This is a genomic window from Cognatazoarcus halotolerans (assembly GCF_009800965.1).
Taxonomy (GTDB): domain Bacteria; phylum Pseudomonadota; class Gammaproteobacteria; order Burkholderiales; family Rhodocyclaceae; genus Cognatazoarcus; species Cognatazoarcus halotolerans.
In genome coordinates, this window is record NZ_WUAF01000017.1 from 13,758 (window position 1) to 40,273 (window position 26,516).

Genomic DNA, 26,516 nt, shown 5'->3' on the forward strand with positions numbered 1-26,516 from the left:
GTTTAGCCCTTGTTGACCTCGCTGCGATCCGCCAGCTTGTGCTCGAGGTAATGAATGCTGGTGCAGCCACGAACGAAGTTGGCGTCGAGCATTAGCTCCTGATGCAGCGGCACATTGGTCTTGATGCCTTCTACCGCCATCTCAGAGAGGGCGATGCGCATCCGCCTGATGGCCTGTTCGCGCGTGTCGCCATACGAGATCAGCTTGCCGATCATCGAATCGTAGTGAGGCGGAACGGTGTAACCATTGTAGACGTGCGAATCGACCCGGATGCCCGGACCACCCGGCGTATGCCAGTTCGTGATCCTCCCTGGCGACGGAATGAACTTGAATGGATCTTCCGCGTTGACCCGGCACTCGATCGAGTGCCCACGGAATACGATGTCGCGCTGCCGGAGCCAGAGCTTTTCGCCCGCGGCGACCCGGATCTGAGCCTGTACGATATCGACGCCGGTAATCATCTCGGTAACCGGGTGCTCGACCTGCACGCGTGTGTTCATCTCGATGAAATAGAACTCGCCGTTCTCGTACAGAAACTCGAATGTGCCTGCCCCGCGGTAGCCGATCTTGCGGCAGGCTTCTGCGCAGCGTTCACCGATCTTGGCGATCAGTTTTCGGTCAATGCCCGGTGCAGGGGCCTCTTCGATCACTTTCTGGTGGCGGCGCTGCATCGAGCAGTCGCGTTCGCCAAGGTAAATGGCACTACCATGCTGGTCGGCCATGATCTGGATCTCCACGTGGCGTGGATTCTCCAGATACTTTTCCATGTACACGATCGGGTTGCCGAATGCGGCCTGGGCTTCCGCGCGGGTAGTCGTGACCGCGTTGAGTAGTGCGGCTTCGGTATGCACCACCCTCATGCCGCGACCGCCGCCGCCGCCGGCCGCCTTGATGATCACCGGGTAGCCTACCGCTCGACCGATCTTGACGATCTCCTTGGGATCATCGGGCAGCGCACCGTCGGAGCCCGGCACGCACGGAACGCCGGCGGCCTTCATCGCATCCTTGGCCGATACCTTGTCCCCCATCAGCCGGATGGTTTCAGCCTTCGGGCCGATGAAAACGAAACCCGATTGTTCCACCCGCTCCGCAAAGTCGGCGTTCTCCGACAGGAATCCATAGCCGGGATGGATTGCTTCGGAGTCCGTAACTTCCGCAGCCGAAATGATGGCCGGTACGTTGAGGTAGCTCAGCGTAGATGACGCGGGTCCGATGCAGACCGATTCATCCGCGAGCTTGACGTATTTGGCCTCGATATCCGCCTCGGAGTGCACCGCCACCGTCTTGATGCCGAGCTCGCGGCAGGCGCGCAGCACGCGCAGGGCAATCTCGCCGCGATTGGCGATAAGGATCTTTTCAAACATGGGCGACTCTCCGGCTGACGACATACGGCGTTCGTTCATTCATGAGTGTCGGCCTCAGCCGATGATGAAGAGCGGCTGACCATACTCGACCGGTTGGCCGTTCTCCACGAGAATCGCCTTGACGGTACCGCTTGCGTCGCACTCGATCTCGTTCATGAGTTTCATTGCTTCGATGATGCACAGGCGGTCGCCGCTCGAGATGCTGTCACCGATCTCCGCGAAGGGTTTTTCGCCCGGCGCAGAGGCCCGGTAGAACGTCCCGACCATCGGGGATTTGACGACATGCCCCTCCGGTGTGCTATCCACTGGGTCTGCCGCGGCACTTGCAGCGGCAGTTGCGGCAACAGGGGCCGCTTGAGCGGGAGCCGGTGCAGCTGTCACGTAGGTCGGCGCGGCTGCTGGCGCGAGTTGTTTGGCAATACGTACCTTCTCTTCGCCTTCGGTTACTTCGAGCTCGGAAATGCCCGATTCCTGAACGAGGTCGATCAGTTTCTTCAGCTTGCGCAGATCCATTTCAGTTCTCCCAATGATTCGCGGCGCCCGGGAGGCGCCGCGTAATTATTCCGATGCCAGGCGGCTGAGACAGAACTCGAGTGCCGCCATGTAACCGTAGGCTCCAAGTCCGCAGATCACTCCGACCGCCCGATCCGAAAAATAGGAGTGGTGACGGAAGGGTTCCCGGGCGTGGACGTTGGACAGATGCACTTCAACGAAAGGCAGGTCGACGCCGGTCAGTGCGTCGCGCAGGGCTACACTTGTGTGGGTGTAGGCGGCCGGATTTATGATGACGAATTCGACCCCTTCGGCCGCCGCAGCCTGTACCCGGTCGATCAATTGTCCTTCATGGTTGCTCTGGAAGGATTCGAGCATGAAGCCGTTGGCCCGTGCCCGACTTTCCATGGCCGCATGAATGTCTCCGAGCGTCGTGCGGCCGTATATTTCCGGTTCGCGCGTGCCGAGCAAGTTCAGGTTGGGGCCGTGCAGGACCAGGATCCGGGGCTGCTGGAGTGGTTCCGATTCAGTCTTTTTGCTGCGGGTTCTAGGCATGATCGTCGAAGTTTGCCGCAAAAGGACGATGTTTGTCCAGATCCTCCGTTAGCCGGGCAGCAGTTCAAGGACCTTCTTCTCGAGCTCCGACTCTTTGAGAACGCCAAGCTTGACGTGACGGATTCGCCCCTGTTGATCGAGTATCACCGTGAAGGGCAGCCCCATTGCCGCATTCCCTATTTCCCCGGCGAAATGAAGGCTGCCGGTATTGCCGATGAGCAGCGGATAGGGCACATCGTATTCCTGCTGGAACGGGCCGACATTCTCGGGTGTATCGATGCTGACGCCGACGAATTGTACGCCTCTGTCCTTGAAGCTGCGGCTGACTTTCGAAAAATCCGGGATCTCCTTGCGGCAGGGAGGGCACCATGTGGCCCAGAAATTCACCACCATCACCTTGCCACGCCACTGTTCGAGCGATTGCCGTGTCCCCGCGAGATCCGTCAGTGCGAGCGCAAAGATTTTTTCGCCCGCTGCGGATTCGATATAGCCGGCGGGGGCGTTCTCGGGGGTTGAGACCCCGCGATTCACCAGGTAGCCGGCAAAACCGGCACCGGCTGCAACGGTGATCATCAGCAGGGTTTGTCGAAACGATTTCATGGCGACGCTTGTGTTTGCGGAAAAAGGAGTGCTTCGACGCCCGCAAGCCGGGCGCGTTCGCCGCCGCGTCGTGAATAACGTTCCGCGTGATGTTCGTAAACCGAAAGACGGATCGGCACATCGTTCCAGTCGAACACCAGCACGGCTTCCGCCGTATCCGGCGTGGCGCGGCGGGGTTCACGATGCTCGTAACGAATGTCGCGATTGAGGAAGAAGATTTCCACGTCCTTGGCGCTTTCGGCGTAAATTTCGATATCGACCTCCGAGTAGCGCCCTGCCGTGCCATCAAGCACGCCGCCCGTCAGGTAGGGGCGGAATTCCTCAAGCAGCTGCATTACTTCGATCGCCGCTCGACGCATCTCGACGAGCCTTTCAGCGTGCTCCTCATCCTGATAGATGCTCTGCCACGCGCGTAGTTCGGCCTCGATTTCCGCGTTGGTGGGCAGGGAATCTGCGTCGGTTGCACCCATTTGCCGGGCTGCCTTGCGCTTGGCGAACCCGTAGTCCTGAACGCCGTCTTCGGCCATCATGCGGGCGGCAAGCGCCGCAATCTCGCGGCGCACTGTGCTGGTGCGATGAGTGGGAGCACGATGGGGCATGGAGGGGCCTGGGTCGCCATCGATTACAATGCGGGCCATTCTACACGTGCACCGGGTTTCATCATTGTGAACGCGCGGTGGCGTATCGATTTCCGGAGCCTTGATGCATATTCACATCCTCGGCATCTGCGGTACCTTCATGGGAGGTATCGCGCTGCTCGCACGTGCGGCAGGTCATACGGTGACCGGCTGCGATGCCAATGTCTACCCGCCCATGAGCACCCAACTTGAAGAACAGGGCATCCGCCTGATCGAGGGTTACGGGGCAGAGCAGTTGTCGCTGTCGCCCGATGTGTTCGTCGTTGGCAATGCGGTGTCGAGAGGGAATCCGCTGCTTGAGGAGATTCTCGATCTGGGGTTGCCCTACGTTTCGGGGCCGCAGTGGCTTGCGGAGAACGTCTTGCAGGGCCGTTGGGTGCTGGCGGTGGCCGGCACGCACGGAAAGACTACGACGACGTCGTTGCTTGCGTGGCTGCTGGAGGACGCCGGGCTTAATCCCGGCTTTCTCGTCGGCGGTGTGCCGCAGAACTTCGGCGTTTCGGCACGGCTCACCGATTCGCCTTTCTTCGTGATCGAAGCTGACGAATACGACACTGCCTTCTGCGACAAGCGCTCGAAATTCGTCCATTACCGTCCGCGCACGGCAATTCTCAATAATCTTGAGTTCGATCATGCCGACATATTCGCCGATCTGGCGGCGATCGAAACCCAGTTTCATCATTTGGTGAGAATCATGCCGCGAAACGGCAGGATCGTTGCGAATGGCGCCGAGGACAGTCTTGGCAGGGTGATCGACCGGGGGTGCTGGTCCGAGCTGGAATGGTTTGATCGGGCAGAAGGATGGTCGGCACAGGACGGCGCTTCTCCGGTCGAGGCCACCTTTTCTATTGCCGGGGCGGTTCTGGGCTCTGCCGTCATGCCGCTGGCCGGGCGGCACAACCGTTCGAATGCATTGGCCGCGATCGCCGCGGCGCGTCACGTAGGGGTGGCGCCTGCGATGGCCATCGATGCGTTGTCGCGATTCAAAGGCATAAAGCGGCGCTTGGAGGTGCGTGGCTGCGTCGCGGGTGTCACCGTCTATGATGATTTCGCCCATCATCCGACTGCCATCGCTCTGACCATCGAGGGCTTGCGACGCCAGGTTGGCGAGGCACGTATCCTGGCTGTGCTGGAGCCGCGATCCAACACGATGAAGCTTGGTGTCATGGCTTCGCAGTTGCCGGCCAGCCTCGGCGAGGCCGACAAGGTGTATTGCTATGCGGGGGGGCTGGGTTGGGACGTGGCGGCGGCGCTTTCGCCGATCGCCCCGAAGACCATGGTCAGTCGCGACCTCGATGCCCTGGTCAAGGCCATCGCCGAGGAAGCGCGAGATGGCGACCGGATTCTGGTGATGAGCAATGGGGGCTTCGGAGGTATTCATCAGCGCCTGCTCGACGCCTTGTCCGCGCGTTGATATCCGTGATCTGGAATGAGACGGGCCCCTTCAAGGGGCCCGTCTCATTCCAGATCAAACGCCGGGAGGCTTACTTCTTCTGGGGTTCGCGCTGGTCCAGACTCCGGGCTTCTTCCGGGGTGATGTATTCGAAAACCCTGATGACCTTGCGGACACCGCTGGTGGTACGCGCGAGTTCGGTAGCCTTGTCGGCCTCGTCACGGGTGACCAGACCCATGAGGTAAACTGTGCCCGCCTCGGTCAATACCTTGACGTGGTGTGCGCCAAAGGTGCCGGCATCGACGAAGCGCGCCTTGACTTTGGAGGTGATCACGACGTCATTGCTGCGCGAGGTCAGAGAGGCGATGCCCGCAATCTGCAGGTCGTTGGTGATTGCGCGCACGTTCGGTACGCTCGCCGCGATCCGGTCGGCTTCAGCCCGGATCGCGTCGTCGGGGACCTCGCCGGTGAGGAGAACGTTGCGGTTGAAAGACGTTGCATTCACATGCACGCGATCGCCAAAGCGCTCGGCGATCCGATTCTGCACCTTCCATTCGAGGCCTTCATCTTCCACGTAGGCACCGGAGCTGCGACGGTCGGCGGCCATCATCGCCCCCATTCCTACGCCGGTTGCGACAACGGGAAAGCAGCCCTGCAGGGCCGGGACGATGCCGGCGGCCAGGGCCAGGACAAGCACTCCGCGGCGGGTGGATTTTTTCATTCTTCAACTCCAAGAAACAGACAGTCGATTCCATCGCACAGGCAATGCAGGGTGAGCAGGTGAACCTCCTGGATGCGCGCGGTGCGATCGTTGGGGACGCACAGGTGTACATCGTCCGGTGCCAGCATTTCACCGATAAGACCGCCTCCCTTGCCGGTTAGGGCAACGACACGAGCGTCGCGTTCGTGTGCGGCCCGTATTGCCTCGATCACATTGGGGGAGTTGCCGCTGGTGGATATCGCAAGAAGCACATCGCCCGGCTGGGCGAGGGCTCTGACCTGCTTCGAGAAAATTTCTTCGAAGCTATAGTCGTTGCCGATCGAGGTGAGGATGGAACTGTCGGTCGTGAGGGCGATGGCCGCCAGTGGCGGGCGTTCCATTTCAAAACGATTGACCAGCTCGGCCGCAAAATGCTGGGCGTCGGCAGCCGAGCCGCCGTTGCCGCAGGCGAGGATCTTGCCGTTGTTGAGCAGGCTGGCGGTCATCAGCTCGATTGCCTGTGCAATCGGATAAGCCATCAACTCCGAGGCGCTGCTCTTGGCATCGATGCTGTCGGCAAACTGGCGAATTATTCTGGCGGCGAGATCCATGTTCCGGAATGTGAATTGCAAATTGCACGACGAGTCTAACATGGCGGTCATTGGCGACTCCCATGAGAACGATACGTCGCGCACCGGTCCCCCGGAGCGGGCTTTGTATCATCGCCCGGCGACGCCCGCAGGGTTGTTTCCGTGTGTTACTTATCCGGCGTCGAAAGCGCCTTGCAGCCACTGCGGCGAATCGGGCTCCAGATCGGCCAGCAGCACGGCGTCGAAGCGACACGGTCGATCGGCATAGGCCCGGCCGGGGCCGGCGAGCCAGTGTTTCGCCGCCAGGATCACCCGTTGCTGCTTGCGGTGGGTAATGCTCTCGGCGGCGCCCCCATGGGTCTTGCTGCTGCGCAAGCGTACTTCGACGAATGCGATACATTGACCGTGTTCGACGATGAGATCGACCTCGCCGCCTCGGCAACGCACGTTCCGGGCGATCAATTGAGCGCCCCGCGTGGCAAGATGTCGGGCGGCAAGCTCCTCGGCCGCCGCACCCCGTGCTTGCCGGGTCTCGTCGGGCAGGCCGACAATGCGTGCTTTGATTGAGCGCAGCAATCGATCCATGAGCGAATCTCGCGATAGCCTTTCCAGGACGCCGTCATTGTACGTGGTCGCCACGCCGCTCGGAAATCTGGCAGATATCAGTCGTCGCGCGGCGGGCGTCCTGGCTGCGGTGGACCTCATTGCCGCGGAGGACACCCGGCATACCCGTCGGCTGCTCGATGCGCTTGGCGTTCGCACCCGCACGATGGCCGTGCACGAGCATAATGAACAGGGCGCAGCGGGTGAGATCGTGCGTCTGATCGAGGCGGGTCAGCACGTGGCGCTGGTCAGCGATGCAGGTACGCCGGCTGTTTCCGATCCTGGTGCGCGGACCGTGGCGCGCGTGCACGAAGCGGGGCTGCCGGTGGTGCCAGTACCGGGGCCGAGTGCGGTCGTCAGCGCGCTCAGTGCTTCGGGCTTCAATGACCCCCACTTCCACTTTCACGGCTTCTTGCCAGCAAAGAGTGCAGCGCGGCGTGCCGCACTTGCCGGACTCCGGGAGATCGATGCAACCCTGGTGTTCTACGAGGCGCCACACCGCATTGCGGAAATGATTGATGACCTCGTCAGCGAACTCGAGGCAGGGCGAGAGATCGTGATTGCTCGTGAACTCACCAAGCTTTTCGAACAGATCGTGCGCCTGCCGATCAGTGAAGCGCCAGCCTGGCTGTCGGCTGACCCGAACCGTTGCCGTGGGGAATTCGTCGTGTTGGTTTCCGCGCCGCCTGCGCGCGAGGGCTTGCCCCTCGAATCCGAGCGGGTGCTCCGCTTGTTGCTGGACGAGCTGCCCCTGAAGACGGCGGCCAAACTCGCTGCAGAGATTACCGGCAGCCCCAAGAACGCGCTTTATCAACTTGCGTTGAGTCTCAAGAGCACTTGAGTCGGCCGCTATAATCGACCCCCACACGGTCGTACCCGATCATTGACACCAGGCAATCACCATGCAGACGCTGACCATCACCCGCCCTGACGACTGGCATCTTCACCTGCGCGACGACAGCGCACTTGCAGCGGTGCTGCCCGACACCGCAAGACGTTTCGGCCGGGCCATCGTCATGCCCAACCTGCGCCCGCCAGTCACTACCGTTGCCCAGGCCGCCGCGTATCGTGGGCGCATCCTTGCGGCGCTTCCGCCGGATCTAAAGTTCGAACCATTGATGACGCTATACCTCACAGACAACACGCAACCCGCCGAGATCGAGCGGGCGCGGTCGAGCGGTTTCGTCCATGCGGTGAAACTCTACCCGGCCGGAGCGACCACCAATTCGGACGCGGGGGTAACCGACATCCAGAAGGTTTACCCGGTTCTTGAGGCGATGGCGGCGTGCAACATGGTGCTGTGCGTACATGGCGAGGTGACTCATGCAGGTGTGGATATCTTTGATCGCGAGCGCGTCTTTATCGATCGCACTCTGGCGCCACTTGCGGCGCGCTTCCCCGGTTTGCGCATCGTCTTCGAGCACATCACCACGAGAGAGGCGGCGCAGTTCGTGACCGCGGCCGGCGCGAATGTCGGCGCCACCATCACGGCTCACCACCTGCTGCTCAACCGAAACGCGATCTTTGTCGGCGGGATTCGTCCCCATCACTACTGTCTGCCGGTCCTGAAGCGCGAAACACACCGTGAGGCGCTGGTGGCTGCAGCCACCTCGGGGAGTCCGAAGTTCTTTCTTGGTACCGATTCCGCGCCACATTCGCGTAGCGCCAAGGAGGCGGCATGCGGCTGCGCGGGGTGCTACACGGCCCATGCCGGGATCGAACTCTACGCCGAGGTATTCGAAGCCGCAGGGGCACTCGACCGGCTCGAAGGTTTTGCGAGTTTCAACGGTCCGGATTTCTACGGCCTGCCGCGCAACGACGATTCGATCACGCTGGTACGCGACGCGTGGGTGGTGCCCGAAGCGCTCGATTACCTCGCCGATGATCCGCTCGTGCCGTTGCGCGCGGGAGAGCAGATCGGCTGGCGCTTGGCCTGAGGAGGGTTGCAATGGCGAGAGTGGCTGTCCTCAAGGCGTTGCTTCCGGCGCTGCTCGCCCTCACGTTGACTGCCTGCGAGAACGCAGCAGCGCCGTACATGATCGATGGAGCAGCCCACGCGATCACGCTCGTTCGCGAGCAGCGCTGGTTCTGGAGCAGCGAGGTGGAGCAGGCCCTGGTGGTATCGAAGATGCCCAAATGCCAACGACGCTTTGCGATCAGGCCGGGGACGACGGATACCCTCAAGATCGAGGTCTACAGCGCCGGTGACGAACTCTGGGCGCTTCATGATCGACGCTACTGGTATCTCGCAAGCCCCGAAAAATGTCGTGTCCAGGAATGGACTGACCCGCCCGCGGCGCCGCCCGGGCGTGAGGTCGGGGTGTTCATGATGCGTGATGGCGGGGTGGTCTTCGAGCCGGTGCAGCCGGCCGCCCGGGTTGGTGAAGCCAAACAGTGAGTGGACGCGATGCCCGGAGTCTTGCCGGGCGACCGCTTTACCGGCCTTTCGAAGCGCTCCTGAGTCTGGCCGACGGTGAGTTTCTGCCAGCCTGCGAAGAATTGAGCGAAGTCGTTGCGAAGCGAGTTCCCGGGCTGGTGTCGGGTGCCGGCCGACCGATTCGGTTTGTTTCGCCGGAGCGAGCCGGTCAGGATGGCTACGAGCAGCGCATTTTCGATACCGGTGAGGTAGTGACACGCCCCAACGATTGGCACGATTTCTTCAATGCCTTGGTGTGGGCGGTCTATCCGCGCACCAAGCTCGCCACGAATGCCCGCCATCTTCTCGAGATTGGTCGTCGCGGCGGCGATCGGAGACGGGGGGCGGTGCGCGATGCACTGACGCAGTTCGACGAGTGTGGCGTCGTCGTCTGTACCTCGGTCGAGGAGCTTGCCGCCGGGTTGCTTGCTCACGAGTGGGAATCGGTACTCTGGTCGCGAAGGGCCACTCTGGCCGCTCACATGGATTTTCGCGTGATTGGCCACGCCAGCCTCGATCTGCTGCGCGAACCCTTTGTCGGACTTTGCGGGAAAGCGCTCTATCGGCTGGTCGATCCGGCATGGTTCGCGCTTTCGTGCGATGCCCGCAGTGCCGATGTCGATGCTTGGCTGGCCGGCACGATCGCCGACGAGAGCCGCTTTTGCTCACCGCGCGAGTTTTCGCCGCTGCCTTTGCTGGGAATTCCAGGGGTCGTCGCCGAGAATCAGGATCAGGCCTACTATTGGGACATCCGGCAGTTCCGGCCACGGCCTCGGCGAACGGTCCCGCCGGATTAGTCCAGCAGCCACCGCTGGCCATGCGTATAATCCGCCGCGGGAAGTTCGCCAGGCAGTCGCGGTGCGCAAGCATCGAGGAAAGTCCGGGCCCCTCAGAGCAGGATGCCGGCTAACGGCCGGGCGCCATAAGCCGCGAGGCAAAAGCGACGGAAAGTATCGCCCGAAGGGGTGATTCGCGTGGATGGATCGATCTGTGCCGGCTCTTGCCGGCGGGGGTAACCCCGAGGTCCTTCGCACGGGCAACAGAAAATGAACCGCCGACGGCAACAGAGGCCGGGCAAGGGTGAAAAGGTGGGGTAAGAGCCCACCGCGGACGTGGTGACACGGACGGCACGGTAAACCCCATCCGGGGCAAGGCCAAATAGGGGAGCATCGGCGTGGCTCGCGCCGCTCCCGGGTAGGCTGCTAGAGCCGCGCGGTAACGCGCAGCCAAGAGGAATGACTGCCCGGTGGTCGAAAGGCCGCTCGACAGAACCCGGCTTATCGGCGGGCTTCCCACCTTTCCTCCCTTCGGACACGATTTGTCCCACTTTCTCCCACCGGATCGCATTTCCACCCGTTTGCTGTGGTGGATGCTCAGCTTTCTCTGCTATCCCGTTTGATTTTCAAGGACTTTTTGCGGTTCCGCTGTCTTGCTGTCGGGAATCGCTAAGTCATTGTGTCGACAGAAGAAATCCTCTTGCCTCAACTTGACCGGCTGTAACCTTTACTCTACAGTGGTGATTGGTGGAAAAATGTGGGGAATCGTGTCGATACGGTGCGTTTCCCGAGGCCTACAAAGGGGATGCAATGTTTCAGGGGGCGGCGGCGCTCAACGTCGATGCGAAGGGGCGGGTAGCAATACCGACGCGCCATCGCGACGCCCTGTCTGCCATTGCTGATGGCCACCTCGTTCTGACGGCGCACCCCCATCGCTGTCTCCTCGTGTATCCCGCGCCGGCCTGGGAGCCGATCAAGGAAAAGGTGCTTGCGGGTTCGAGCCTTGAGCAGAAGGCCGCGATCCTCAAGCGCTTGCTTGTTGGTTTCGCGCGCGAAGAGACGCTCGACTCGGCCGGGCGGGTCCTGATCAGCCAGGAGCTGCGCAGTTTTGCTCAACTCGAAAAGAAAGTATGGCTGGTCGGGCAGGGCAGTCACTTCGAGCTCTGGTCGGATGCAGGTTGGGCTGCGCAGCAGGAAGCCATGCTCGCGCTCGGTGCGGATCTGCTGCCGCCAGGCATGGAGGATTTCTCGCTGTGAGCGCCGCTCTTGGACACACCAGCGTGCTGCTGAAAGAAGCGGTTGACGCGCTTGGCATCGTTGCCGATGGCGTCTATGTCGATGGCACCTTCGGTCGCGGTGGTCATAGCCGGGCCATTCTGGCGCGCCTCGGGCCGGCTGGGCGGCTGATCGCGTTCGATCGCGACCCCTTGGCGATTGCGGCAGGCGAAGCAATCAACGATGCCAGGTTCACGTTGGTGCACCAACCCTTCAGCCTCATTGCCGAGACTCTCGACCGGCTCGGGGTCCCCTGCGTCGATGGGGTGTTGCTGGATATCGGCGTGTCGTCACCGCAACTCGACGATGCGGCAAGGGGCATGAGCTTCAGGTTCGATGCACCGCTCGACATGCGAATGGACACGAGCCGCGGGCTTACCGCGGCTGATTGGCTGGCAACGGCAGAGCTCGGCCGGATTACGGAGGTTATAAGGGATTATGGAGAAGAGCGGTTTGCTCATGCGATTGCAAAGGCGCTTGTTGCTGCTCGGGAAGGGCAGCCTGTTGCAACCACTCGACAACTTGCCGAGATCGTGGAGAAAACGGTCCGCACACGCGAGCCGGGCCAGCATCCCGCGACGCGCACCTTCCAGGCTCTACGGATTTTCATCAACCAGGAGCTCGAGGAGCTTTCGCTAGTTCTGCCTCATTGCGTCGACCGGCTCAAACCCGGCGGTCGCCTCGTGGTGATCAGCTTTCATTCCCTCGAAGACCGCATCGTCAAACGGTTCATGCGCGATGCATCGCGCCCCCCGCGTCTGCCCTCGCGCCTGCCGTTGCGCGCCTCGGAGATCCCCGCACCGGAGATGCGCCTGCTCGGCAAGGCGGTACGCCCTTCGCCCGATGAAGTCGCCGTCAATCCGCGTGCCCGTAGCGCGGTGATGCGGGTCGCCGAACGGATGGGGGGGTGAGATGGGGCGGACGAACGTGATGATGGTCGTATTGGTGGTGTTGAGCGCTTTGGGCCTTGTTGCCGCCCAGCATCAGGCGCGCAAGCTCTATTCCGAATACGAACGCGAGCAGACCGGCATGCACGAACTCGATGTCGAATGGGGGCAGTTACAACTCGAGCAAAGCACCTGGGCTTCGCATGCGCGGGTCGAAAAGATCGCTCGTGAGCGTCTCGGGATGCGGCCGCCCGCCGATGGAACGCTGGTGGTCGTGGAGGTGAGCAAATGAAACGCGCGCGTGGGGTGACGTTCAATCACAATCCCTTGCTCGACAAGGGGCTGCCGGTATGGCGGCCGCGTTTCGTCCTGCTCGCATTGCTTGGCTGCTCGATCGCGCTTGTCGGCAGAGCGGCGTATCTGCAGGGTGTCAATGATGATTTCCTGCAGGCCAAGGGAGCATCCCGTTACGCGCGGGTGATCGACGTGCCCGCAACCCGCGGACGCATCATGGATCGCAACGGCGATGTCCTCGCCGTGAGCACCCCCGTGAAATCGGTGTGGGCAATTCCAGAAGACGCGAGGCTTCAGCCGGCGCAGGCTCGACGCCTGGCGGAGCTGCTCGATCTCGATGTTCGCGAACTCAACCGCAAGCTTGCATCGGAAAAGGAGTTCACCTATCTCAAGCGGCAGTTGCCACCCGAATTGGCCGAGAGGGTGGCAGCGCTCAAGCTGCCCGGCATCCATCTGCAGCAGGAATACCGTCGCTACTACCCAGGCGGAGAAGTGACGGCGCACGTACTGGGTTTTACCGGGGTTGACGATCACGGTCAGGAGGGCATCGAGCTCGCGTTCGACGGCGAGCTCGTCGGTAAGCCCGGTTCGCGCCGGGTCATCAAGGACCGGCGCGGTCACATCGTCGAGGACGTCGAATCGATCCGCCTGCCGCAGGAAGGTGGCGACGTGACGCTCTCGATCGACAGCAAGATCCAGTATCTTGCGTACTCGGCGCTGCGCGATGTGGTCAAGAAGTACAAGGCGCAGGCCGCCAGCGCGGTGGTGCTGGATGCGCGCACCGGTGAAGTGCTTGCGCTCGTCAATAATCCGGTCTTCAACCCCAACAATCGCGAGCGCCTGACCGGCGCGCAGCTTCGCAACCGGGCGCTGACCGACACTTACGAGCCCGGCTCGACAATGAAGCCCTTTACCGCGGCAATGGGGCTCGAGAAGGGCAAGTACCGCTTCAATACCGTTATCGATACTTCGGCCGGCAGGATGACGATCGGCAATGCGACGATCTCGGATTCGCACAAGCATGGCATGCTCACCGTCGCCGAGGTGATCCAGAAATCGTCTAACATCGGTGTTGCCAAGATCGCTCTGTCCTTCCCGCCGGAAGAGATGTGGAGCTTCTTTGACAAGCTCGGTTTCGGTGCCCCACTTGGACTTGGCTTTCCCGGCGAGGCCGGCGGGCGCTTGCGACCGGCAAAGACGTGGCGGCCGATCGAGCAGGCAACCATGTCCTACGGGCACGGACTGTCGGTAACCGTCATGCAGATGGCCCACGCCTATCTTGCCTTCGCGCGCGACGGCGAACTCATCCCGGTGTCCCTGACCAAGCAGAGCGGCACACCGGTTGCGGGGCGGCGGGTATTTTCCGCCCAGACCGCGCGGGAGATCAGGGCGATGCTCGAGATGGTGGTGCAACCCGGCGGGACTGCCCCCGCCGCACAGATCTCGGGTTACCGCGTCGGTGGAAAGACCGGGACCGCACAGAAACTCGACGGCGGGCGTTACACCCGCCGCTATGTGGCTTCGTTCGTGGGGCTGGCGCCGATGTCCGACCCACGCCTGGTTATCGCGGTGATGGTGGATGAGCCGTCGGGCAAGGAATACTACGGTGGCCAGGTCGCCGGGCCGGTATTCGGACAGATTGCATCCGGTGCCCTGCGAGCGCTCGGTGTGGCGCCCGATGCACCGCTGGTGCCCTTGCAGGTCGCCCAGCAGGAAGCCCCACGGGAGCATATGTGAGCGAGGCTGCCGCAATCCGTCTTCTGGAGCAGTTGCGCGCGCAAGGCGTGGTGCCGACCGGGCTGAGCGCGGATTCGCGCACCGTGGCACCAGGCGAGGTCTTCCTGGCGTTTCCCGGGCAGCGAAGCGATGGTCGCAGGTTTATCGCCCAGGCGATTGCGCGCGGTCCCGCCGCACTGCTCTGGGAATCGGCTGGAGGCGAACGGCCGACAGGCTGTCCGGTTCCCGAGATCGGCGTGCAGGGCCTGCGCGAACTGTCGGGCTATCTTGCGGATGTCGTGTTCGGTCATCCGGGCAGGCATCTGTGGCTGGCGGGCGTGACGGGCACCAACGGCAAGACTACGGTCAGCCAGTGGTTGTCCCGCGCCCTGACCGATCTCGGCCTGCGTTGCGGCGTCATCGGTACGCTTGGCACGGGTTTCCCCGGGGCCCTGCAGCCGGGTATCAACACCACCCCCGATGCAATCGCATTGCATCGTCTGCTTGCCGACTTTCTCAAGCAGGGCGCGGGTGCCGCCGCGATGGAAGTGTCATCGATCGGTCTCGACCAGGGCCGCGTCAACGGCGCGCGTTTCAACGTTGCCATTCATACGAACCTTACGCGTGACCACCTCGACTACCACGGCAACATGAAAGCCTATGCCGAGGCCAAGGCGAAGTTGTTCGATTTTCCTGAACTCGAGGCGTCCATCATCAATGTCGACGACGACTTCGGTATCGCTCTGGCGCGTCGTCTGGTCGCGCGCGGCGATCGGGTGATCGCATACACACAGCTTGAGCGCAATATTGATGCGGTTCCCGGTGCCGAGGTCTTTGCCGCTCACGGCGTGCGTACCACCGCGGCGGGACTGCAGTTCAAGGCCAGTTGGCATGGACTGCAGGCAAGCATGCAGCCGCGCATGGTGGCGCGGTTCAATGTGTCGAACCTGCTGGCGGTGCTGGCGACCCTGGTGCAGCGAGGCGTGAGCCTAGGCGAGGCTGCAACGGTGGTTGCGCGGATGACGCCGCCCGAAGGCCGGATGCAGCTGGTTGGCGGTATTGGGGAGCCGCTGGCGATCATCGATTACGCACACACGCCGGATGCGCTTGCGCAGGTTCTCGAGGCCGCGCGAGGAAGCGCACAGGCGCGGCACGGCAGGTTGATCTGCGTTTTCGGTTGTGGCGGCGACCGCGATCCTGGCAAGCGTCCGATGATGGGCGAAGTGGCCCGCATTGGTGCCGACCGGGTGCTGATCACCAGCGACAATCCGCGCAGCGAAGATCCGTTGGCGATCCTCCGCGATATCGCAGCGGGTGCGGGGGGCGCGGCGGATCTGGTAGTGGATCGCAGCGAGGCCATCAGGATTGCCGTCCTCGAGGCCGGCCCCAACGACGTGGTGGTGGTGGCCGGCAAGGGGCACGAACCCTATCAGGAGGTGAACGGCGAGCGTCGTCCATATTCCGACATCGCCGAGGTGCGCAAGGCCCTGCTGGGCTGGCAACAACAAGAGGAGGGCCGGGCATGATGATTGATCTGCTTGAAGCGGCCCTCGCCGTGGGCGGAGAGGCCCGCGGTCAGGCCAGTTTCGAAGAGGTGGGCAGCGACAGCCGGGCGATCAGGCCCGGCCAGTTGTTTGTTGCCCTGCGCGGTGAGCGGTTCGACGGACACGCGTTCCTTGCCGAGGTTGCACAGAGCGGCGCGGCTGCAGCGCTGGTCGACCGGGCCTTTGCCGATGCCGAGGGCGCGGTGGCGCCATTGCCGCTGGTGGTGGCCGACGATACCCGGCTGGCGCTGGGGCGCCTCGCAGCACACTGGCGCAGCAAGTTCACGCTGCCGCTTGTCGGCATCACCGGCAGCAACGGGAAGACGACGGTCAAGGAGATGTGCGCGTCGATCCTGCGGGCGCAGGCGGCGATGGACGGTTTCGACCCCGACCACGCGGTGCTGGCCACGGCCGGCAATCTCAACAACGACATCGGGCTGCCGCTGACCCTGCTTGGCCTGCGTGCCCATCATCGTGCCGCAGTCATCGAGATGGGGATGAACCACCCGGGCGAGATCGCTTACCTGACGGCGATTGCGGCACCCACGGTGGCACTGGTCAACAACGCTCAGCGGGCACACCTCGAGGGCATGGGCGGCGTCAATGAAGTGGCGCGCGAGAAGGGCGCCATCTACAACGGGCTGGGCGCCGACGGCGTGGCAGTGATCAATGCGGACGATCCGTTTGCGGCCTACTGGACGGGCCTGAACGAACACCGCCGGGTCCTGCGTTTCGCGCTCGATGCGACCGCCGAAGTCACCGGCAGTTACATCCTGAAAGGGCTTGGTGCGGCTGTTGCAGTGCAAAATTCGGGTCGCCGGATCGATATCGAACTGCATGCCCCGGGTCTGCACAACGTCCGCAATGCGCTCGCTGCCACTGCGGCCTGTCTTGCCGCGGGCGTGAGCGATCAGGCCGTCAGCGCAGGACTCGGCGCCTTCACGGGCGCCAAGGGACGGCTGCAGCAGAAGCTCGGGCTGAACGGCGCGGTGGTGCTGGACGACAGCTACAACGCCAATCCGGATTCGGTCCGTGCCGGCATCGACGTTCTTGCCGCGACGCCGGGCCGGAAGCTGCTGGTGCTCGGCGACATGGGCGAGATCGGTGAGACCAGCGGGCAATTGCATGACGAAGTGGGCGGTTACGCCAAGAGCCAAGGGGTCGATCATCTCTTTGCGCTGGGCGAAGTAAGCGAAGTGGCGGCCCGGAATTTCGGTGAAGGCGGGCATCACTACACGCGGCTGGACGATCTGGTGTCCGCCGTGAGGAAACAGATGGACGCCGATACCGTGGTACTGGTCAAGGGGTCGCGATTCATGCGCATGGAGCGCGTGATCGAGGCGATTGTCGAGAAAACGAATTGAGGAATGCCGCGCCGGCGACACAGGGCCGCCGGCAGGAACAAGAGCATGCTGCTTGAACTTGCACTCTGGCTGGGCCAGGACATCCGCACCTTCAACGTGTTCGGCTACATCACGCTGCGCACGGTGCTGGCTGCCCTGACCGCGCTGGGAATTTCCTTCATTTTCGGCCCGGCGGTGATTCGCTGGCTGGCCGCAAAGAAGATCGGGCAGGCGGTACGTGACGACGGCCCCAAATCCCATCTCACCAAGGCCGGTACCCCGACCATGGGTGGCGCCCTGATCCTCATCGCGATCGGAATCACCATGCTGCTGTGGGGCGATCTCACCAACCGTTACATGTGGACCGTGCTGCTGGTCACCCTGGGGTTCGGCGCGGTGGGCTGGGTTGACGACTGGAAGAAGGTCGTTCATCGCGACCCGAAGGGCCTTGCCAGCCGCTGGAAGTATCTCTGGACTTCGCTGATCGCAGCCGGTGCCGCGGTTTATCTGGGCCTGACCGCAGACGTGGCGGTGCAGCTCGAACTGATCGTGCCGTTCTTCAAATCGGTCGCCTATCCGCTGGGGGCGGTCGGCTTCATGGTGCTGTCCTACTTCGTGATCAACGGCACCAGCCACTCGGTCAACCTGACTGACGGGCTCGACGGCCTGGCCATCATGCCGACCGTAATGGTCTCCTCGGCGCTGGCGATCTTTGCCTACGTGGCCGGCCATGCCGGATTTTCCAAGTATCTCGGTCTGCCCTACATCCCCGGGGCGGGCGAACTCGCGGTGTTCTGCGGGGCGATGGCCGGGGCCGGCCTCGGTTTCCTGTGGTTCAACGCCTATCCGGCGGAGGTCTTCATGGGCGACGTCGGCGCGCTGGCCCTGGGGGCAGCGATGGGCACGGTGGCGGTGATCGTGCGCCAGGAGATCGTGCTTTTCATCATGGGCGGTCTGTTCGTCGCCGAGGCGCTGTCGGTGATGGTTCAGGTGCTCTACTTCAAGGCCACCGGCGGAAAGCGGATCTTCCGCATGGCGCCGCTGCATCACCACTATGAACTCGGCGGGTGGAAGGAAACGCAGGTGGTGGTGCGCTTCTGGATCATCACCATCATGCTGGTGCTGTTCGGCCTTTCAACCCTGAAGTTGCGATAACCATGGATACCCGCTGGCGCGACAAGATGGTTCTGGTGCTTGGGCTCGGCGAGTCGGGGCTGGCCATGGCCGCCTGGTTGAGCCGCTGCGGTGCGCGCCTGCGCATCGCCGACAGTCGGCCGAACCCGCCCGGCGCCAGCGATCTCGCGCAGCTCGCGCCGGGTGCCGATTGCGTATTCGCGCCGTTTGGACCTGCGCTACTCGATGGTGTTGAACTCGTGGCGATCAGCCCGGGGCTGGATCCGCGCATGCCCTTGGTTGCCGAGGCCCGTGCACGCGGACTCGCAATCACCGGCGAAATGGAACTGCTGGCCACCGCGCTGCGCGACCTCGGTCAGCGCGATAACACACGCATCATTGCCATTACCGGGACCAACGGCAAGACCACGACAACTGCACTGGCCGGCGCCATGGCACGGGCCGCGGGCCTGCGCACCGCGGTGGCGGGTAACATCAGTCCGGCCGCGCTGACCGTGCTGATGGCACATCTGGATCGCTCGGAGCCACTGCCCGAGGCCTGGGTGCTGGAGCTCTCGAGCTTCCAGATTGAAACCATGCAGACCCTCGATCCCGATGCGGCTACGGTGCTCAACGTCTCGGACGATCATCTCGACCGTTATGCCGATCTCGCGGACTACGCAGCCACGAAGGCGCGGATTTTCCAGGGAGACGGCGTGATGGTGCTTAACCGGGGCGATTCGAGAGTGGCGGCGATGGCAATCGGCGGTCGTAACCTTGTCTGGTTTGGCGCCGATGCTCCGCTCGGTGCCGACGAATACGGCCTGATCGTGGACGAGGATGGCGAAGCGCTGGTGCTGCCGGGTGGTGAACGCATTGCCCGCGCCGAACTCGCTCTGGCCGGCACGCACAATGCCGCGAACGCGCTCGCGGCGCTCGCTCTTTGCCGCGCGATCGGCCTGCCGTGGGCGCCGCTGCTCGAGGCGATGCGTGAATTCCGCGGGCTGGCGCACAGGGTCGAACTGGTGGCGCGGCGCGCCGATGGGGTTTGCTTCTACGACGATTCGAAAGGCACCAATGTCGGTGCCACGGTGGCCGCCCTCGAGGGCCTGCGCCAGAAGGTGGTGCTGATCGCCGGTGGCGATGGCAAGGGGCAGGACTTTGGCCCGCTGGCGCCCGCTTTCCGGGAATATGCTCGGGCTGTGGTGCTGCTCGGTCGAGATGCGGGTTTGATCGAGCATGCCGTGGGTGACTGCGGCGTTCGCCTGGTGCATGTTGCCGACCTGGATCAGGCGGTTGCCGTGGCCAACGACCTTGCCGAAGCCGGCGACGCGGTCTTGCTCTCGCCGGCCTGTTCGAGCCTCGACATGTTCCGCAACTACGCCCACCGTGCCGAAGTCTTCGTTGCGGCAGTCCGGCGCTTGCCGCAGGTGGAGGCCGCGCCATGAAGCTCGCATCCGCATTGACCGGTCTGTTCGCTTCCCGTGGTGGGGGCGGCACTGCGGCCGCGCGCCTCCGGCAGCCCGCCACACCGGCGGCCGAGCTCGACATGGTCCTGATCTGGGCCGCGCTCGCATTGCTGCTGTTCGGTCTGGTGATGGTCTATTCGTCATCGATCGCCATGGCCGAGGGCAGTCGCTTTACCGGCCACCAGTCGACCTATTTCCTGGTTCGCCACAGCATCTTCCTGGGAATCGGCATGGTCGCGGGCACGCTGGCCTTCCAGGTTCCGATGCGCTCCTGGCAGGAGGCCGCGCCATGGCTGTTCATCGTCGGAGTGGTACTGCTCGTGGTGGTCCTGATACCGCATCTGGGGCGTGAGGTGAATGGTGCCCGGCGCTGGTTGCCGCTGGGTATCATCAACCTCCAGCCCTCAGAGTTGATGAAGCTCTTCGCCGCGCTCTATGCCGCCGACTACACGGTGCGCAAGCTGCCCTACATGTCGAGCTTCAAGCGCGGCTTCCTGCCCATGGCGGCCGTGATCATCGGCGTCGGCTTCCTGCTCATCAAGGAGCCGGACTTCGGCGCTTTCGTCGTCATCACCGCGATCGCCTTCGGCATCCTCTTCCTCGGCGGCATCAACGTACGTCTGTTCGTCATGCTGGCGGTGGTCGCCGCAGTCGGCTTCGTGCTGCTCATCACCTTCTCCGAATATCGCCGCCAGCGCATCCTCGGCTTCATGGATCCCTGGCAGGACGCCTTCGGCAAGGGCTATCAGCTCTCGCACGCGCTGATTGCCTTCGGCCGGGGTGAATGGTTTGGCGTGGGTCTCGGTGCGAGTGTCGAGAAGCTCTTCTACCTGCCGGAAGCCCATACCGATTTCCTCCTCGCGGTGATCGCCGAAGAACTGGGGTTCGTTGGGGTCGTGACTGTCGTGGTGCTGTTCGCGCTGCTCGTCCAGCGCGCCTTCGCAATCGGTCGTCAGGCAATCAGCCTTGAGCGTTTCTATTCCGGCCTGGTTGCGCAGGGGCTGGGCTTGTGGATGGGCGTGCAGTCCTTCATCAACATGGGCGTCAACATGGGCCTGCTGCCTACCAAGGGCCTGACCCTACCGCTGATGAGCTTTGGGGGCTCTGGCATCGTCGCCAACTGCATCGCGCTGGCCATCCTGCTGCGCATCGACTGGGAAAACCGGCAGATCATGCGCGGAGGCCGGACATGACCGGGCGTCGGTACTTCCCGATTCTTTCGATTCGCGACACCGCCGCCCGGGTGGCCACCCGTGAGGGGTGGGCATGAAGACCCTGATGGTCATGGCAGGCGGTACCGGCGGGCACATCTACCCCGGGTTGGCGGTCGCCGACGCAATGAAGGAGCGCGGCTGGCAGGTTGTCTGGATGGGTAATCCGGACGGCATGGAGGCGCGCATCGTCCCCGCACACGGCTATCCGATGGCCGTCGTGCGTTTCGGTGCCTTGCGCGGCAAGGGCCTGCTGCGCAAGCTGCTGCTGCCGGTCAACCTGCTGCGCGGCTTCTGGCAGGCGTTCGGCGAATTGCGCAGGGTGAGGCCTGACGTGGTGCTCGGCATGGGCGGCTACGTCACTTTCCCGGGCGGCATGATGGCCGCGCTGTCGGGCCGTCCGCTGGTGGTGCACGAGCAGAACTCGGTGGCCGGGCTGGCCAACCGGGTGCTTGCCGGGGTCGCGGACAAGGTCGTCACCGGTTTCCCGAACGTGCTCGCCAAGGGTGAATGGGCCGGCAATCCGGTGCGCAGCGAGATCGCCGCGCTGGCTGATCCGGCGCAGCGCTTCGAGGGTCGCAGCGGCCCGTTGCGTCTGCTGGTGGTGGGCGGCAGCCTGGGCGCCAGGCCGCTCAACGATGCTGTCCCGGCGGCGCTGGCGTTGATTCCTGAGGATCGACGCCCGGTGGTGACCCATCAGGCCGGCGCCAAGCAGATCGATGCGCTGCAGGAGAACTATGCCAAGGCCGGGGTCAGCGGCGAGTTGCTGCCCTTCATCGATGACATGGCAGAACGCTACGGCGCCGCCGATGTGGTGCTGTGCCGTGCCGGCGCGCTCACCGTTGCCGAGCTCGCGGTAGCCGGCGCCGCCAGCATTCTGGTGCCACTGCCGCATGCGGTCGACGACCACCAGACCGGCAATGCGCGTTTTCTCTCCGACCGTGACGGGGCAATTCTGCTGCCCCAGCCGGAGCTGACGCCGGAGCGCCTGGCCGAACTGCTCGGCAGCCTGAGCCGCGAGCGTCTGCTCGGAATGGCACTGCATGCGCGGGCACTGGCACGGCCAGAAGCAACAAGCAAGGTGGCGGCGCTCTGCGAGGCCGCCGCATCGACAGGAAAGTCATGAAACACAAGGTCAAACACATTCACTTCGTGGGCATCGGCGGCGCCGGCATGAGCGGCATCGCCGAAGTGCTGGTCAACCTCGGTTTCCAGGTCAGCGGCTCCGATCTTGGGGACAACGTCGCCACCCGCCGCCTCAGGGCCCTCGGCGCGGTGATCGTCAAGGGCCACGACGCCGCCAATATTGCAGGGGCTGACGCACTGGTGACCTCGACCGCGGTCAAGAACGACAACCCGGAGGTGATCGCTGCCCGCGCCGCGCACATTCCGGTGGTGCCGCGCGCTCAGATGCTGGCGGAGCTGATGCGGCTCAAGCAGGGAATCGCGATCGCCGGTACGCATGGCAAGACCACCACGACTTCGCTGGTCGCAAGCATCCTCGCCGAAGGCGGCATGGATCCGACCTTCGTGATCGGCGGCAAACTCAATGCGGCTGGTGCCAACGCGCGCCTCGGCAAGGGGGATTTCCTGGTCGCCGAGGCGGATGAATCGGATGCCTCGTTCCTGCTGCTCAATCCGGTGATCTCGGTGGTGACCAACATCGACGCCGACCACATGGAAACCTACGGGCACGACTTCGCGAAGCTCAAGCAGTCCTTTGTCGATTTTCTCCAGCACTTGCCTTTCTATGGCGTTGCGGTGCTGTGCGAGGACGACCCGCATGTGCGTTCGATCATGCCTCTGGTATCGAAGCAGATCGTGCGCTACGGCCTGTCGGAGTCCGCAAACGTGCGCGCCGAGAACGTGCGCGCCGAGAATGGCCAAATGCTCTTCGACGTGGTCCGCGTCAACGGCAAGGTGACGCGCTTCCCGGTGACGCTGAACCTGCCGGGGCTGCACAACGTGCTCAACGCCCTTGCGGCGATCGCGGTGGCGACCGAGGTGGGCGTGCCCGACGCCTCGATCGCCAAGGCCCTCAACGATTTCAAGGGTGTCGGCCGGCGCTTCCAGCGCTACGGCGATGTTGCCCTGCCGGCCGGTGGCAGTTTCACGCTGATCGACGACTATGGCCACCACCCGGTCGAGATGGCGGCGACGATCGCTGCAGCCCGCGGTGCATTCCCGGGGCGCAGGCTGGTGCTTGCCTTTCAGCCGCACCGTTTCACCCGCACCCGCGACTGCTTCGAGGATTTCGTGAAGGTCCTCTCGGGGGTGGATGCGCTCATGTTGTCGGAAGTCTATGCCGCGGGAGAGCAGCCCATCGTTGCTGCCGACGGACGCTCGCTCGCGCGCGCCCTGCGGGTTGCCGGCAAGGTCGAACCGGTTTTCGTGGAGGACATCGAGGAAATGCCCGGAACCATCCTGAGCGTGGCCCAGGACGGCGATGTGGTGATCACCATGGGCGCCGGCTCTGTTGGCGCAGTGCCTGGCAGACTGGCGGCGATCGAGGAGTAGGCGGTGAGCGACAGGTTCGGCAAGGTGGCAGTGCTATTTGGTGGCAGCTCGGCGGAGCGGGAGGTTTCGCTCATGTCGGGTCGCGCGGTGCTCGCGGCTCTGCAGGCGAAGGGGGTGGACGCACATGCGTTCGATCCCGCCAAGCGAGATCTGCATACCCTCAAGGAAGAGGGTTTCGACCGCGCCTTCATCATCCTGCACGGTCGCGGCGGTGAAGACGGGACGGTCCAGGGGGCGCTCGAGCTGATGGAAATTCCGTATACCGGCAGCGGCGTCATGGCCTCGGCGATCTCGATGGACAAGTGGCGGACCAAGATGGTCTGGCAGGCGGTCGGCCTGCCCACTCCGAAGTACGAGATCCTCTACGCAGATTCCGATTGGGATGCGGTCGTGGCAAGGCTTGGCCTGCCGATCTTCGTCAAGCCGGTACACGAGGGCTCGAGCATGGGTGCCACCAAGGTCACCGATGCCGGGCAGCTCGAGGCGGCCTGGGCGCTTGCTGCGCGTTACGACAACCTTGTCCTGGCAGAGGAGTTCGTCTCCGGCCAGGAACTCACCGCGCCCTTCCTCGGCGAGCGGGCCCTGCCGCTGGTGCGCATCGTCGCGCCCGACGGCAACTACGATTACCAGCACAAGTACTTCACCGACGATACCCAGTATTTCTGCCCGAGCGGCCTGCCGCCGGAACTCGAGGCGGAGATGCAGGGCGTGGTCATCCGCTCGGCCCGGGTTCTGGGCTGCCGCGGCTGGGGCCGTGCCGATCTGATCCTGCGCGAGGATGGCAGCTACACCCTGCTCGAGATGAATACCGCGCCGGGCATGACCGGGCACTCGCTCGTGCCGATGTCGGCCCGCGTTGCTGGCCTCTCCTTCGAAGACCTCTGTGTCGCAATCCTGGAGGAGGCCCGTCTTGGCTGAGATCCAGGCTCGCGCCGGTTTCACTGCGGCGTCCCGCAAGGGAGGCGGCACGGGCGCGCGCGAACGGGGCGGCAACGGGCTATGGGATCGTCCCGCATTGCTGAACCTGATTTCCGATGTGTTGATCCTGTTCGGCACGACCGCGCTTGGCTACGCGTGTTTCAGCTGGTTTCTTCGTCAACCCCTCTTTCCGATCGATGAGGTGGTGGTGAGCACACCCGTCGCCCAGGTGACCGCTGCGCAGCTTGAATACGCGGCGCGCACCGCGGTCAAGGGCGGTTTCTTCACGGTCGACCTTGACCAGGTGCGTCAGACCTTCGAGAAGCTGCCGTGGGTCCGTAAGGCCGAGGTTCGCCGGCACTGGCCGTCGAGTATCGAGGTGCGCCTCGAAGAGCACGTGGCGGCGGCATTCTGGACGGTCAATGGCAGTGGCGAAACACGCCTCGTCAATCGCCAGGGTGAAGTGTTCGTCGCCGCCAGCAATGCGCACATGCCGAGCCTCGCCGGGCCCGAGGGGTCGGCACCGCTGTTGCTGGCACGTTATCGAAACTTCGGCGAAGCCGTCGCGCCGCTTGGCCACGAACTGGTTGCGTTGACGCTGTCGGCGCGCGAGGCATGGCAACTCAAGCTGGATGACGGTCTCATCATCCAGCTTGGTCGGGAACAGGCCAGTGTGCCCATCGGGGAACGCCTTGCACGCTTCGTCAAGGCGTATCCGGTGGCACTGGAGAAAACGGGAATCCAGGTGGCGGTGGCGGATCTGCGCTACCCGGGCGGCTTCGCCCTGAAGGCCGAAGCCGTGCAGAAGTCTGTCAAGGGCAAATGATGAGCAAGGAATACAAGGATCTGATCGTCGGGCTGGATATTGGCACTGCCAAGATCACCTGCATGGTCGCGGAAGTGAAGCCTGATGGACGGCTTGAGGTGGTGGGTCTGGGTACCCAGTCCTCGAGTGGTCTCAAGAAAGGCGTGGTGGTAAACATCGAAGCGACGGTGGATGCGATCTCGCGCGTCATCCAGGAAGTTGAACTGATGGCCGAGTGCAAGATCCGCGACGTTTACACCGGCATCGCCGGTAGCCACATCCGCAGCTTCAACTCGAACGGCATGGTGGCGATCAAGGACAAGGAAGTCTCGCCGCTCGATGTCGAGCGCGTCATCGAGGTGGCGCGGGCGATGCCAATTCCCGCGGACCAGCAGATCCTCCACATCCTCACCCAGGAGTTCATCATCGACGGGCAGGATGGGGTGCGCGAGCCGATCGGGATGAGCGGGGTGAAGCTCGAGGTGAAGGTGCATATCGTCACCGGGGCGGTGTCCGCCGCGCAGAACGTGATCAAGTGCGTGCGCCGTTGCGGTCTCGAGGTGATGGACCTGATCCTCCAGCCGCTGGCATCGAGCTATGCCACCCTCTCCGAAGATGAGAAGGAACTCGGCGTATGTCTCGTCGATATCGGCGGCGGCACCACCGACATCGCGGTGTTCACCCACGGCGCGATCCGCCACACCGCGGTCCTGCCGGTGGCGGGTGACCAGATTACAAATGACATCGCAATGGCGCTGCGTACCCCAACCGCCGAGGCCGAGGACATCAAGATCCGTCACGGTGTGGCCATGCACACTCTGGCGGACCCGTCCGAGATGATCGAGGTACCGGGCGTCGGCGATCGTCCCTCGCGCAAGCTCTCGCGGCAGGCACTGGCCGACGTGATCGAGCCGCGCGTGTCTGAACTCTACGAGCTGGTGCAAGGTGAGCTGCGGCGCAGTGGCTACGAGGAGCTGCTCTCCTCGGGCATCGTGCTCACAGGCGGTTCCGCGGTGATGCTCGGTATGGAAGACCTGGGCGAAGAGATTTTTCACATGCCGGTGAGGGTCGGCGTGCCGCAATACAGCGGCGGCCTGGCCGACGTGGTCTGCCAGGCCCGCTACGCGGCGGCAATGGGATTGGTGATGGAGGGCGCGGCGCAGCGGCGGCGAGGGCTGCAGGCGCGCGAAACCCGAAACGTGAAGCAGTTTTTCGGTCGCATAAAGGGCTGGTTCGAGAAGAATTTCTGAACGCCGCAAATTTGCGGATGGAATGAAGCAATTTGAGTGTTGGAACT

General features: G+C 63.5%; 27 protein-coding genes and 1 other RNA gene. 20 read left to right on the forward strand and 8 right to left on the reverse strand.

Annotation, left to right across the window (positions count from 1 at the left end; translation table 11 throughout):
- Positions 1-2: 2 nt before the first annotated feature.
- Genes accC through GQB03_RS18015 form a run of 5 tightly spaced genes read right to left on the reverse strand, consistent with a single transcriptional unit; the run spans position 3 to position 3,541 of the window.
- The gene (accC, locus tag GQB03_RS17995) at positions 3-1,364 is read right to left on the reverse strand and encodes an acetyl-CoA carboxylase biotin carboxylase subunit (RefSeq protein WP_159692332.1); all 1,362 of its coding nucleotides are present in this window, start codon (positions 1,362-1,364) and stop codon (positions 3-5) included.
- A gap of 54 nt (positions 1,365-1,418) precedes the next feature.
- A complete protein-coding gene (gene accB, locus GQB03_RS18000) occupies positions 1,419-1,877 on the reverse strand; it encodes an acetyl-CoA carboxylase biotin carboxyl carrier protein (RefSeq protein ID WP_159692334.1) in 459 nt (152 codons plus the stop codon).
- Between the two features lie 45 nt (positions 1,878-1,922).
- A complete protein-coding gene (gene aroQ / locus GQB03_RS18005; RefSeq protein WP_200832292.1) occupies positions 1,923-2,411 on the reverse strand; it encodes a type II 3-dehydroquinate dehydratase in 489 nt (162 codons plus the stop codon).
- Positions 2,412-2,459: 48 nt separating this feature from the next.
- On the reverse strand, positions 2,460-3,011 hold the full coding sequence (locus tag GQB03_RS18010) for a TlpA family protein disulfide reductase (protein WP_159692336.1): 552 nt from the start codon (positions 3,009-3,011) through the stop codon (positions 2,460-2,462).
- Positions 3,008-3,541, reverse strand: coding sequence for a hypothetical protein (locus GQB03_RS18015; RefSeq protein WP_235027126.1), 534 nt, complete (start codon positions 3,539-3,541; stop codon positions 3,008-3,010). Before GQB03_RS18015 ends, GQB03_RS18010 begins: the two co-directional genes overlap by 4 nt.
- 172 nt (positions 3,542-3,713) lie before the next feature.
- On the opposite strand from GQB03_RS18015, the gene mpl reads away from it, so the two are divergent.
- Positions 3,714-5,063 carry a UDP-N-acetylmuramate:L-alanyl-gamma-D-glutamyl-meso-diaminopimelate ligase gene (gene mpl / locus GQB03_RS18020; protein WP_159692340.1) on the forward strand — a complete coding sequence of 450 codons (1,350 nt, stop codon included), beginning with the start codon at positions 3,714-3,716 and terminating at the stop codon, positions 5,061-5,063.
- A 70-nt stretch (positions 5,064-5,133) separates the two neighbouring features.
- Here mpl and GQB03_RS18025 read toward each other — a convergent pair whose 3' ends face one another.
- The 3 genes from GQB03_RS18025 to GQB03_RS18035 form a co-directional block, all read right to left on the reverse strand.
- Positions 5,134-5,763, reverse strand: a complete 630-nt coding sequence (locus tag GQB03_RS18025) for a BON domain-containing protein (RefSeq protein WP_159692342.1) — start codon at positions 5,761-5,763, stop codon at positions 5,134-5,136.
- Positions 5,760-6,353: a phosphoheptose isomerase gene (locus tag GQB03_RS18030; RefSeq protein WP_159692450.1), complete on the reverse strand. Its 594-nt coding sequence runs from the start codon at positions 6,351-6,353 to the stop codon at positions 5,760-5,762. Before GQB03_RS18030 ends, GQB03_RS18025 begins: the two co-directional genes overlap by 4 nt.
- 150 nt (positions 6,354-6,503) lie before the next feature.
- Entirely contained in the window at positions 6,504-6,917 is a 414-nt protein-coding gene (locus GQB03_RS18035; protein ID WP_159692344.1) for a YraN family protein, read from the reverse strand.
- Here GQB03_RS18035 and rsmI point away from each other — a divergent pair.
- The 19 genes from rsmI (at position 6,916) to ftsA (ending at position 26,469) form a co-directional block, all read left to right on the forward strand.
- Positions 6,916-7,776, forward strand: coding sequence for a 16S rRNA (cytidine(1402)-2'-O)-methyltransferase (gene rsmI / locus GQB03_RS18040; protein ID WP_159692346.1), 861 nt, complete (start codon positions 6,916-6,918; stop codon positions 7,774-7,776). The two genes, GQB03_RS18035 and rsmI, sit on opposite strands and share 2 nt — an antisense overlap.
- Before the next feature lie 61 nt (positions 7,777-7,837).
- Positions 7,838-8,872, forward strand: a complete 1,035-nt coding sequence (gene pyrC, locus GQB03_RS18045) for a dihydroorotase (protein ID WP_159692348.1) — start codon at positions 7,838-7,840, stop codon at positions 8,870-8,872.
- Positions 8,873-8,883: 11 nt separating this feature from the next.
- Positions 8,884-9,333 carry a hypothetical protein gene (locus GQB03_RS18050; RefSeq protein WP_159692350.1) on the forward strand — a complete coding sequence of 150 codons (450 nt, stop codon included), beginning with the start codon at positions 8,884-8,886 and terminating at the stop codon, positions 9,331-9,333.
- The gene (locus GQB03_RS18055; protein ID WP_159692352.1) at positions 9,330-10,148 is read left to right on the forward strand and encodes a DUF3025 domain-containing protein; all 819 of its coding nucleotides are present in this window, start codon (positions 9,330-9,332) and stop codon (positions 10,146-10,148) included. Before GQB03_RS18050 ends, GQB03_RS18055 begins: the two co-directional genes overlap by 4 nt.
- 40 nt (positions 10,149-10,188) lie before the next feature.
- Positions 10,189-10,647: RNase P RNA component class A (gene rnpB, locus GQB03_RS18060), an RNA gene on the forward strand.
- A 290-nt stretch (positions 10,648-10,937) separates the two neighbouring features.
- Positions 10,938-11,384 (forward strand): division/cell wall cluster transcriptional repressor MraZ, encoded by a 447-nt coding sequence (gene mraZ / locus GQB03_RS18065; protein WP_159692354.1) that lies wholly within the window; start codon positions 10,938-10,940, stop codon positions 11,382-11,384.
- Entirely contained in the window at positions 11,381-12,313 is a 933-nt protein-coding gene (gene rsmH / locus GQB03_RS18070) for a 16S rRNA (cytosine(1402)-N(4))-methyltransferase RsmH (RefSeq protein ID WP_159692356.1), read from the forward strand. The genes mraZ and rsmH overlap by 4 nt, the downstream gene beginning before the upstream one ends.
- A gap of 1 nt (position 12,314) precedes the next feature.
- On the forward strand, positions 12,315-12,581 hold the full coding sequence (gene ftsL, locus GQB03_RS18075) for a cell division protein FtsL (RefSeq protein WP_159692358.1): 267 nt from the start codon (positions 12,315-12,317) through the stop codon (positions 12,579-12,581).
- Positions 12,578-14,320: a peptidoglycan D,D-transpeptidase FtsI family protein gene (locus tag GQB03_RS18080; protein ID WP_159692360.1), complete on the forward strand. Its 1,743-nt coding sequence runs from the start codon at positions 12,578-12,580 to the stop codon at positions 14,318-14,320. Before ftsL ends, GQB03_RS18080 begins: the two co-directional genes overlap by 4 nt.
- A complete protein-coding gene (locus tag GQB03_RS18085; protein ID WP_159692362.1) occupies positions 14,317-15,825 on the forward strand; it encodes a UDP-N-acetylmuramoyl-L-alanyl-D-glutamate--2,6-diaminopimelate ligase in 1,509 nt (502 codons plus the stop codon). The genes GQB03_RS18080 and GQB03_RS18085 overlap by 4 nt, the downstream gene beginning before the upstream one ends.
- A complete protein-coding gene (locus GQB03_RS18090) occupies positions 15,825-17,207 on the forward strand; it encodes a UDP-N-acetylmuramoyl-tripeptide--D-alanyl-D-alanine ligase (protein WP_159692452.1) in 1,383 nt (460 codons plus the stop codon). The genes GQB03_RS18085 and GQB03_RS18090 overlap by 1 nt, the downstream gene beginning before the upstream one ends.
- Before the next feature lie 45 nt (positions 17,208-17,252).
- Positions 17,253-18,341: a phospho-N-acetylmuramoyl-pentapeptide-transferase gene (mraY, locus tag GQB03_RS18095; RefSeq protein WP_159692364.1), complete on the forward strand. Its 1,089-nt coding sequence runs from the start codon at positions 17,253-17,255 to the stop codon at positions 18,339-18,341.
- A 2-nt stretch (positions 18,342-18,343) separates the two neighbouring features.
- Entirely contained in the window at positions 18,344-19,747 is a 1,404-nt protein-coding gene (gene murD, locus GQB03_RS18100; protein ID WP_159692366.1) for a UDP-N-acetylmuramoyl-L-alanine--D-glutamate ligase, read from the forward strand.
- Positions 19,744-20,961, forward strand: coding sequence for a putative lipid II flippase FtsW (ftsW, locus tag GQB03_RS18105; protein ID WP_159692368.1), 1,218 nt, complete (start codon positions 19,744-19,746; stop codon positions 20,959-20,961). The genes murD and ftsW overlap by 4 nt, the downstream gene beginning before the upstream one ends.
- Positions 20,962-21,034: 73 nt before the next feature.
- A complete protein-coding gene (gene murG / locus GQB03_RS18110; RefSeq protein ID WP_159692370.1) occupies positions 21,035-22,105 on the forward strand; it encodes an undecaprenyldiphospho-muramoylpentapeptide beta-N-acetylglucosaminyltransferase in 1,071 nt (356 codons plus the stop codon).
- A complete protein-coding gene (murC, locus tag GQB03_RS18115; protein ID WP_159692372.1) occupies positions 22,102-23,496 on the forward strand; it encodes a UDP-N-acetylmuramate--L-alanine ligase in 1,395 nt (464 codons plus the stop codon). The genes murG and murC overlap by 4 nt, the downstream gene beginning before the upstream one ends.
- A 3-nt stretch (positions 23,497-23,499) precedes the next feature.
- Positions 23,500-24,414 carry a D-alanine--D-alanine ligase gene (locus GQB03_RS18120; RefSeq protein ID WP_159692374.1) on the forward strand — a complete coding sequence of 305 codons (915 nt, stop codon included), beginning with the start codon at positions 23,500-23,502 and terminating at the stop codon, positions 24,412-24,414.
- On the forward strand, positions 24,407-25,240 hold the full coding sequence (locus GQB03_RS18125; RefSeq protein WP_159692376.1) for a cell division protein FtsQ/DivIB: 834 nt from the start codon (positions 24,407-24,409) through the stop codon (positions 25,238-25,240). Before GQB03_RS18120 ends, GQB03_RS18125 begins: the two co-directional genes overlap by 8 nt.
- A complete protein-coding gene (ftsA, locus tag GQB03_RS18130; protein ID WP_159692378.1) occupies positions 25,240-26,469 on the forward strand; it encodes a cell division protein FtsA in 1,230 nt (409 codons plus the stop codon). The genes GQB03_RS18125 and ftsA overlap by 1 nt, the downstream gene beginning before the upstream one ends.
- Positions 26,470-26,516: the final 47 nt, after the last annotated feature.

Bases quoted from the DNA above. Each gene is read 5' to 3' on its own strand.
- accC (WP_159692332.1), bottom strand. From the start codon at position 1,364: ATGTTTGAAAAGATCCTTATCGCCAATCGCGGCGAGATTGCCCTGCGC.
- accB (WP_159692334.1), bottom strand. From the start codon at position 1,877: ATGGATCTGCGCAAGCTGAAGAAACTGATCGACCTCGTTCAGGAATCG.
- aroQ (WP_200832292.1), bottom strand. From the start codon at position 2,411: ATGCCTAGAACCCGCAGCAAAAAGACTGAATCGGAACCACTCCAGCAG.
- GQB03_RS18010 (WP_159692336.1), bottom strand. From the start codon at position 3,011: ATGAAATCGTTTCGACAAACCCTGCTGATGATCACCGTTGCAGCCGGT.
- GQB03_RS18015 (WP_235027126.1), bottom strand. From the start codon at position 3,541: ATGATGGCCGAAGACGGCGTTCAGGACTACGGGTTCGCCAAGCGCAAG.
- mpl (WP_159692340.1), top strand. From the start codon at position 3,714: ATGCATATTCACATCCTCGGCATCTGCGGTACCTTCATGGGAGGTATC.
- GQB03_RS18025 (WP_159692342.1), bottom strand. From the start codon at position 5,763: ATGAAAAAATCCACCCGCCGCGGAGTGCTTGTCCTGGCCCTGGCCGCC.
- GQB03_RS18030 (WP_159692450.1), bottom strand. From the start codon at position 6,353: ATGGATCTCGCCGCCAGAATAATTCGCCAGTTTGCCGACAGCATCGAT.
- rsmI (WP_159692346.1), top strand. From the start codon at position 6,916: ATGAGCGAATCTCGCGATAGCCTTTCCAGGACGCCGTCATTGTACGTG.
- GQB03_RS18035 (WP_159692344.1), bottom strand. From the start codon at position 6,917: ATGGATCGATTGCTGCGCTCAATCAAAGCACGCATTGTCGGCCTGCCC.
- pyrC (WP_159692348.1), top strand. From the start codon at position 7,838: ATGCAGACGCTGACCATCACCCGCCCTGACGACTGGCATCTTCACCTG.
- GQB03_RS18050 (WP_159692350.1), top strand. From the start codon at position 8,884: ATGGCGAGAGTGGCTGTCCTCAAGGCGTTGCTTCCGGCGCTGCTCGCC.
- mraZ (WP_159692354.1), top strand. From the start codon at position 10,938: ATGTTTCAGGGGGCGGCGGCGCTCAACGTCGATGCGAAGGGGCGGGTA.
- ftsL (WP_159692358.1), top strand. From the start codon at position 12,315: ATGGGGCGGACGAACGTGATGATGGTCGTATTGGTGGTGTTGAGCGCT.
- GQB03_RS18080 (WP_159692360.1), top strand. From the start codon at position 12,578: ATGAAACGCGCGCGTGGGGTGACGTTCAATCACAATCCCTTGCTCGAC.
- GQB03_RS18090 (WP_159692452.1), top strand. From the start codon at position 15,825: ATGATTGATCTGCTTGAAGCGGCCCTCGCCGTGGGCGGAGAGGCCCGC.
- mraY (WP_159692364.1), top strand. From the start codon at position 17,253: ATGCTGCTTGAACTTGCACTCTGGCTGGGCCAGGACATCCGCACCTTC.
- murD (WP_159692366.1), top strand. From the start codon at position 18,344: ATGGATACCCGCTGGCGCGACAAGATGGTTCTGGTGCTTGGGCTCGGC.
- ftsW (WP_159692368.1), top strand. From the start codon at position 19,744: ATGAAGCTCGCATCCGCATTGACCGGTCTGTTCGCTTCCCGTGGTGGG.
- murG (WP_159692370.1), top strand. From the start codon at position 21,035: ATGAAGACCCTGATGGTCATGGCAGGCGGTACCGGCGGGCACATCTAC.
- murC (WP_159692372.1), top strand. From the start codon at position 22,102: ATGAAACACAAGGTCAAACACATTCACTTCGTGGGCATCGGCGGCGCC.
- ftsA (WP_159692378.1), top strand. From the start codon at position 25,240: ATGAGCAAGGAATACAAGGATCTGATCGTCGGGCTGGATATTGGCACT.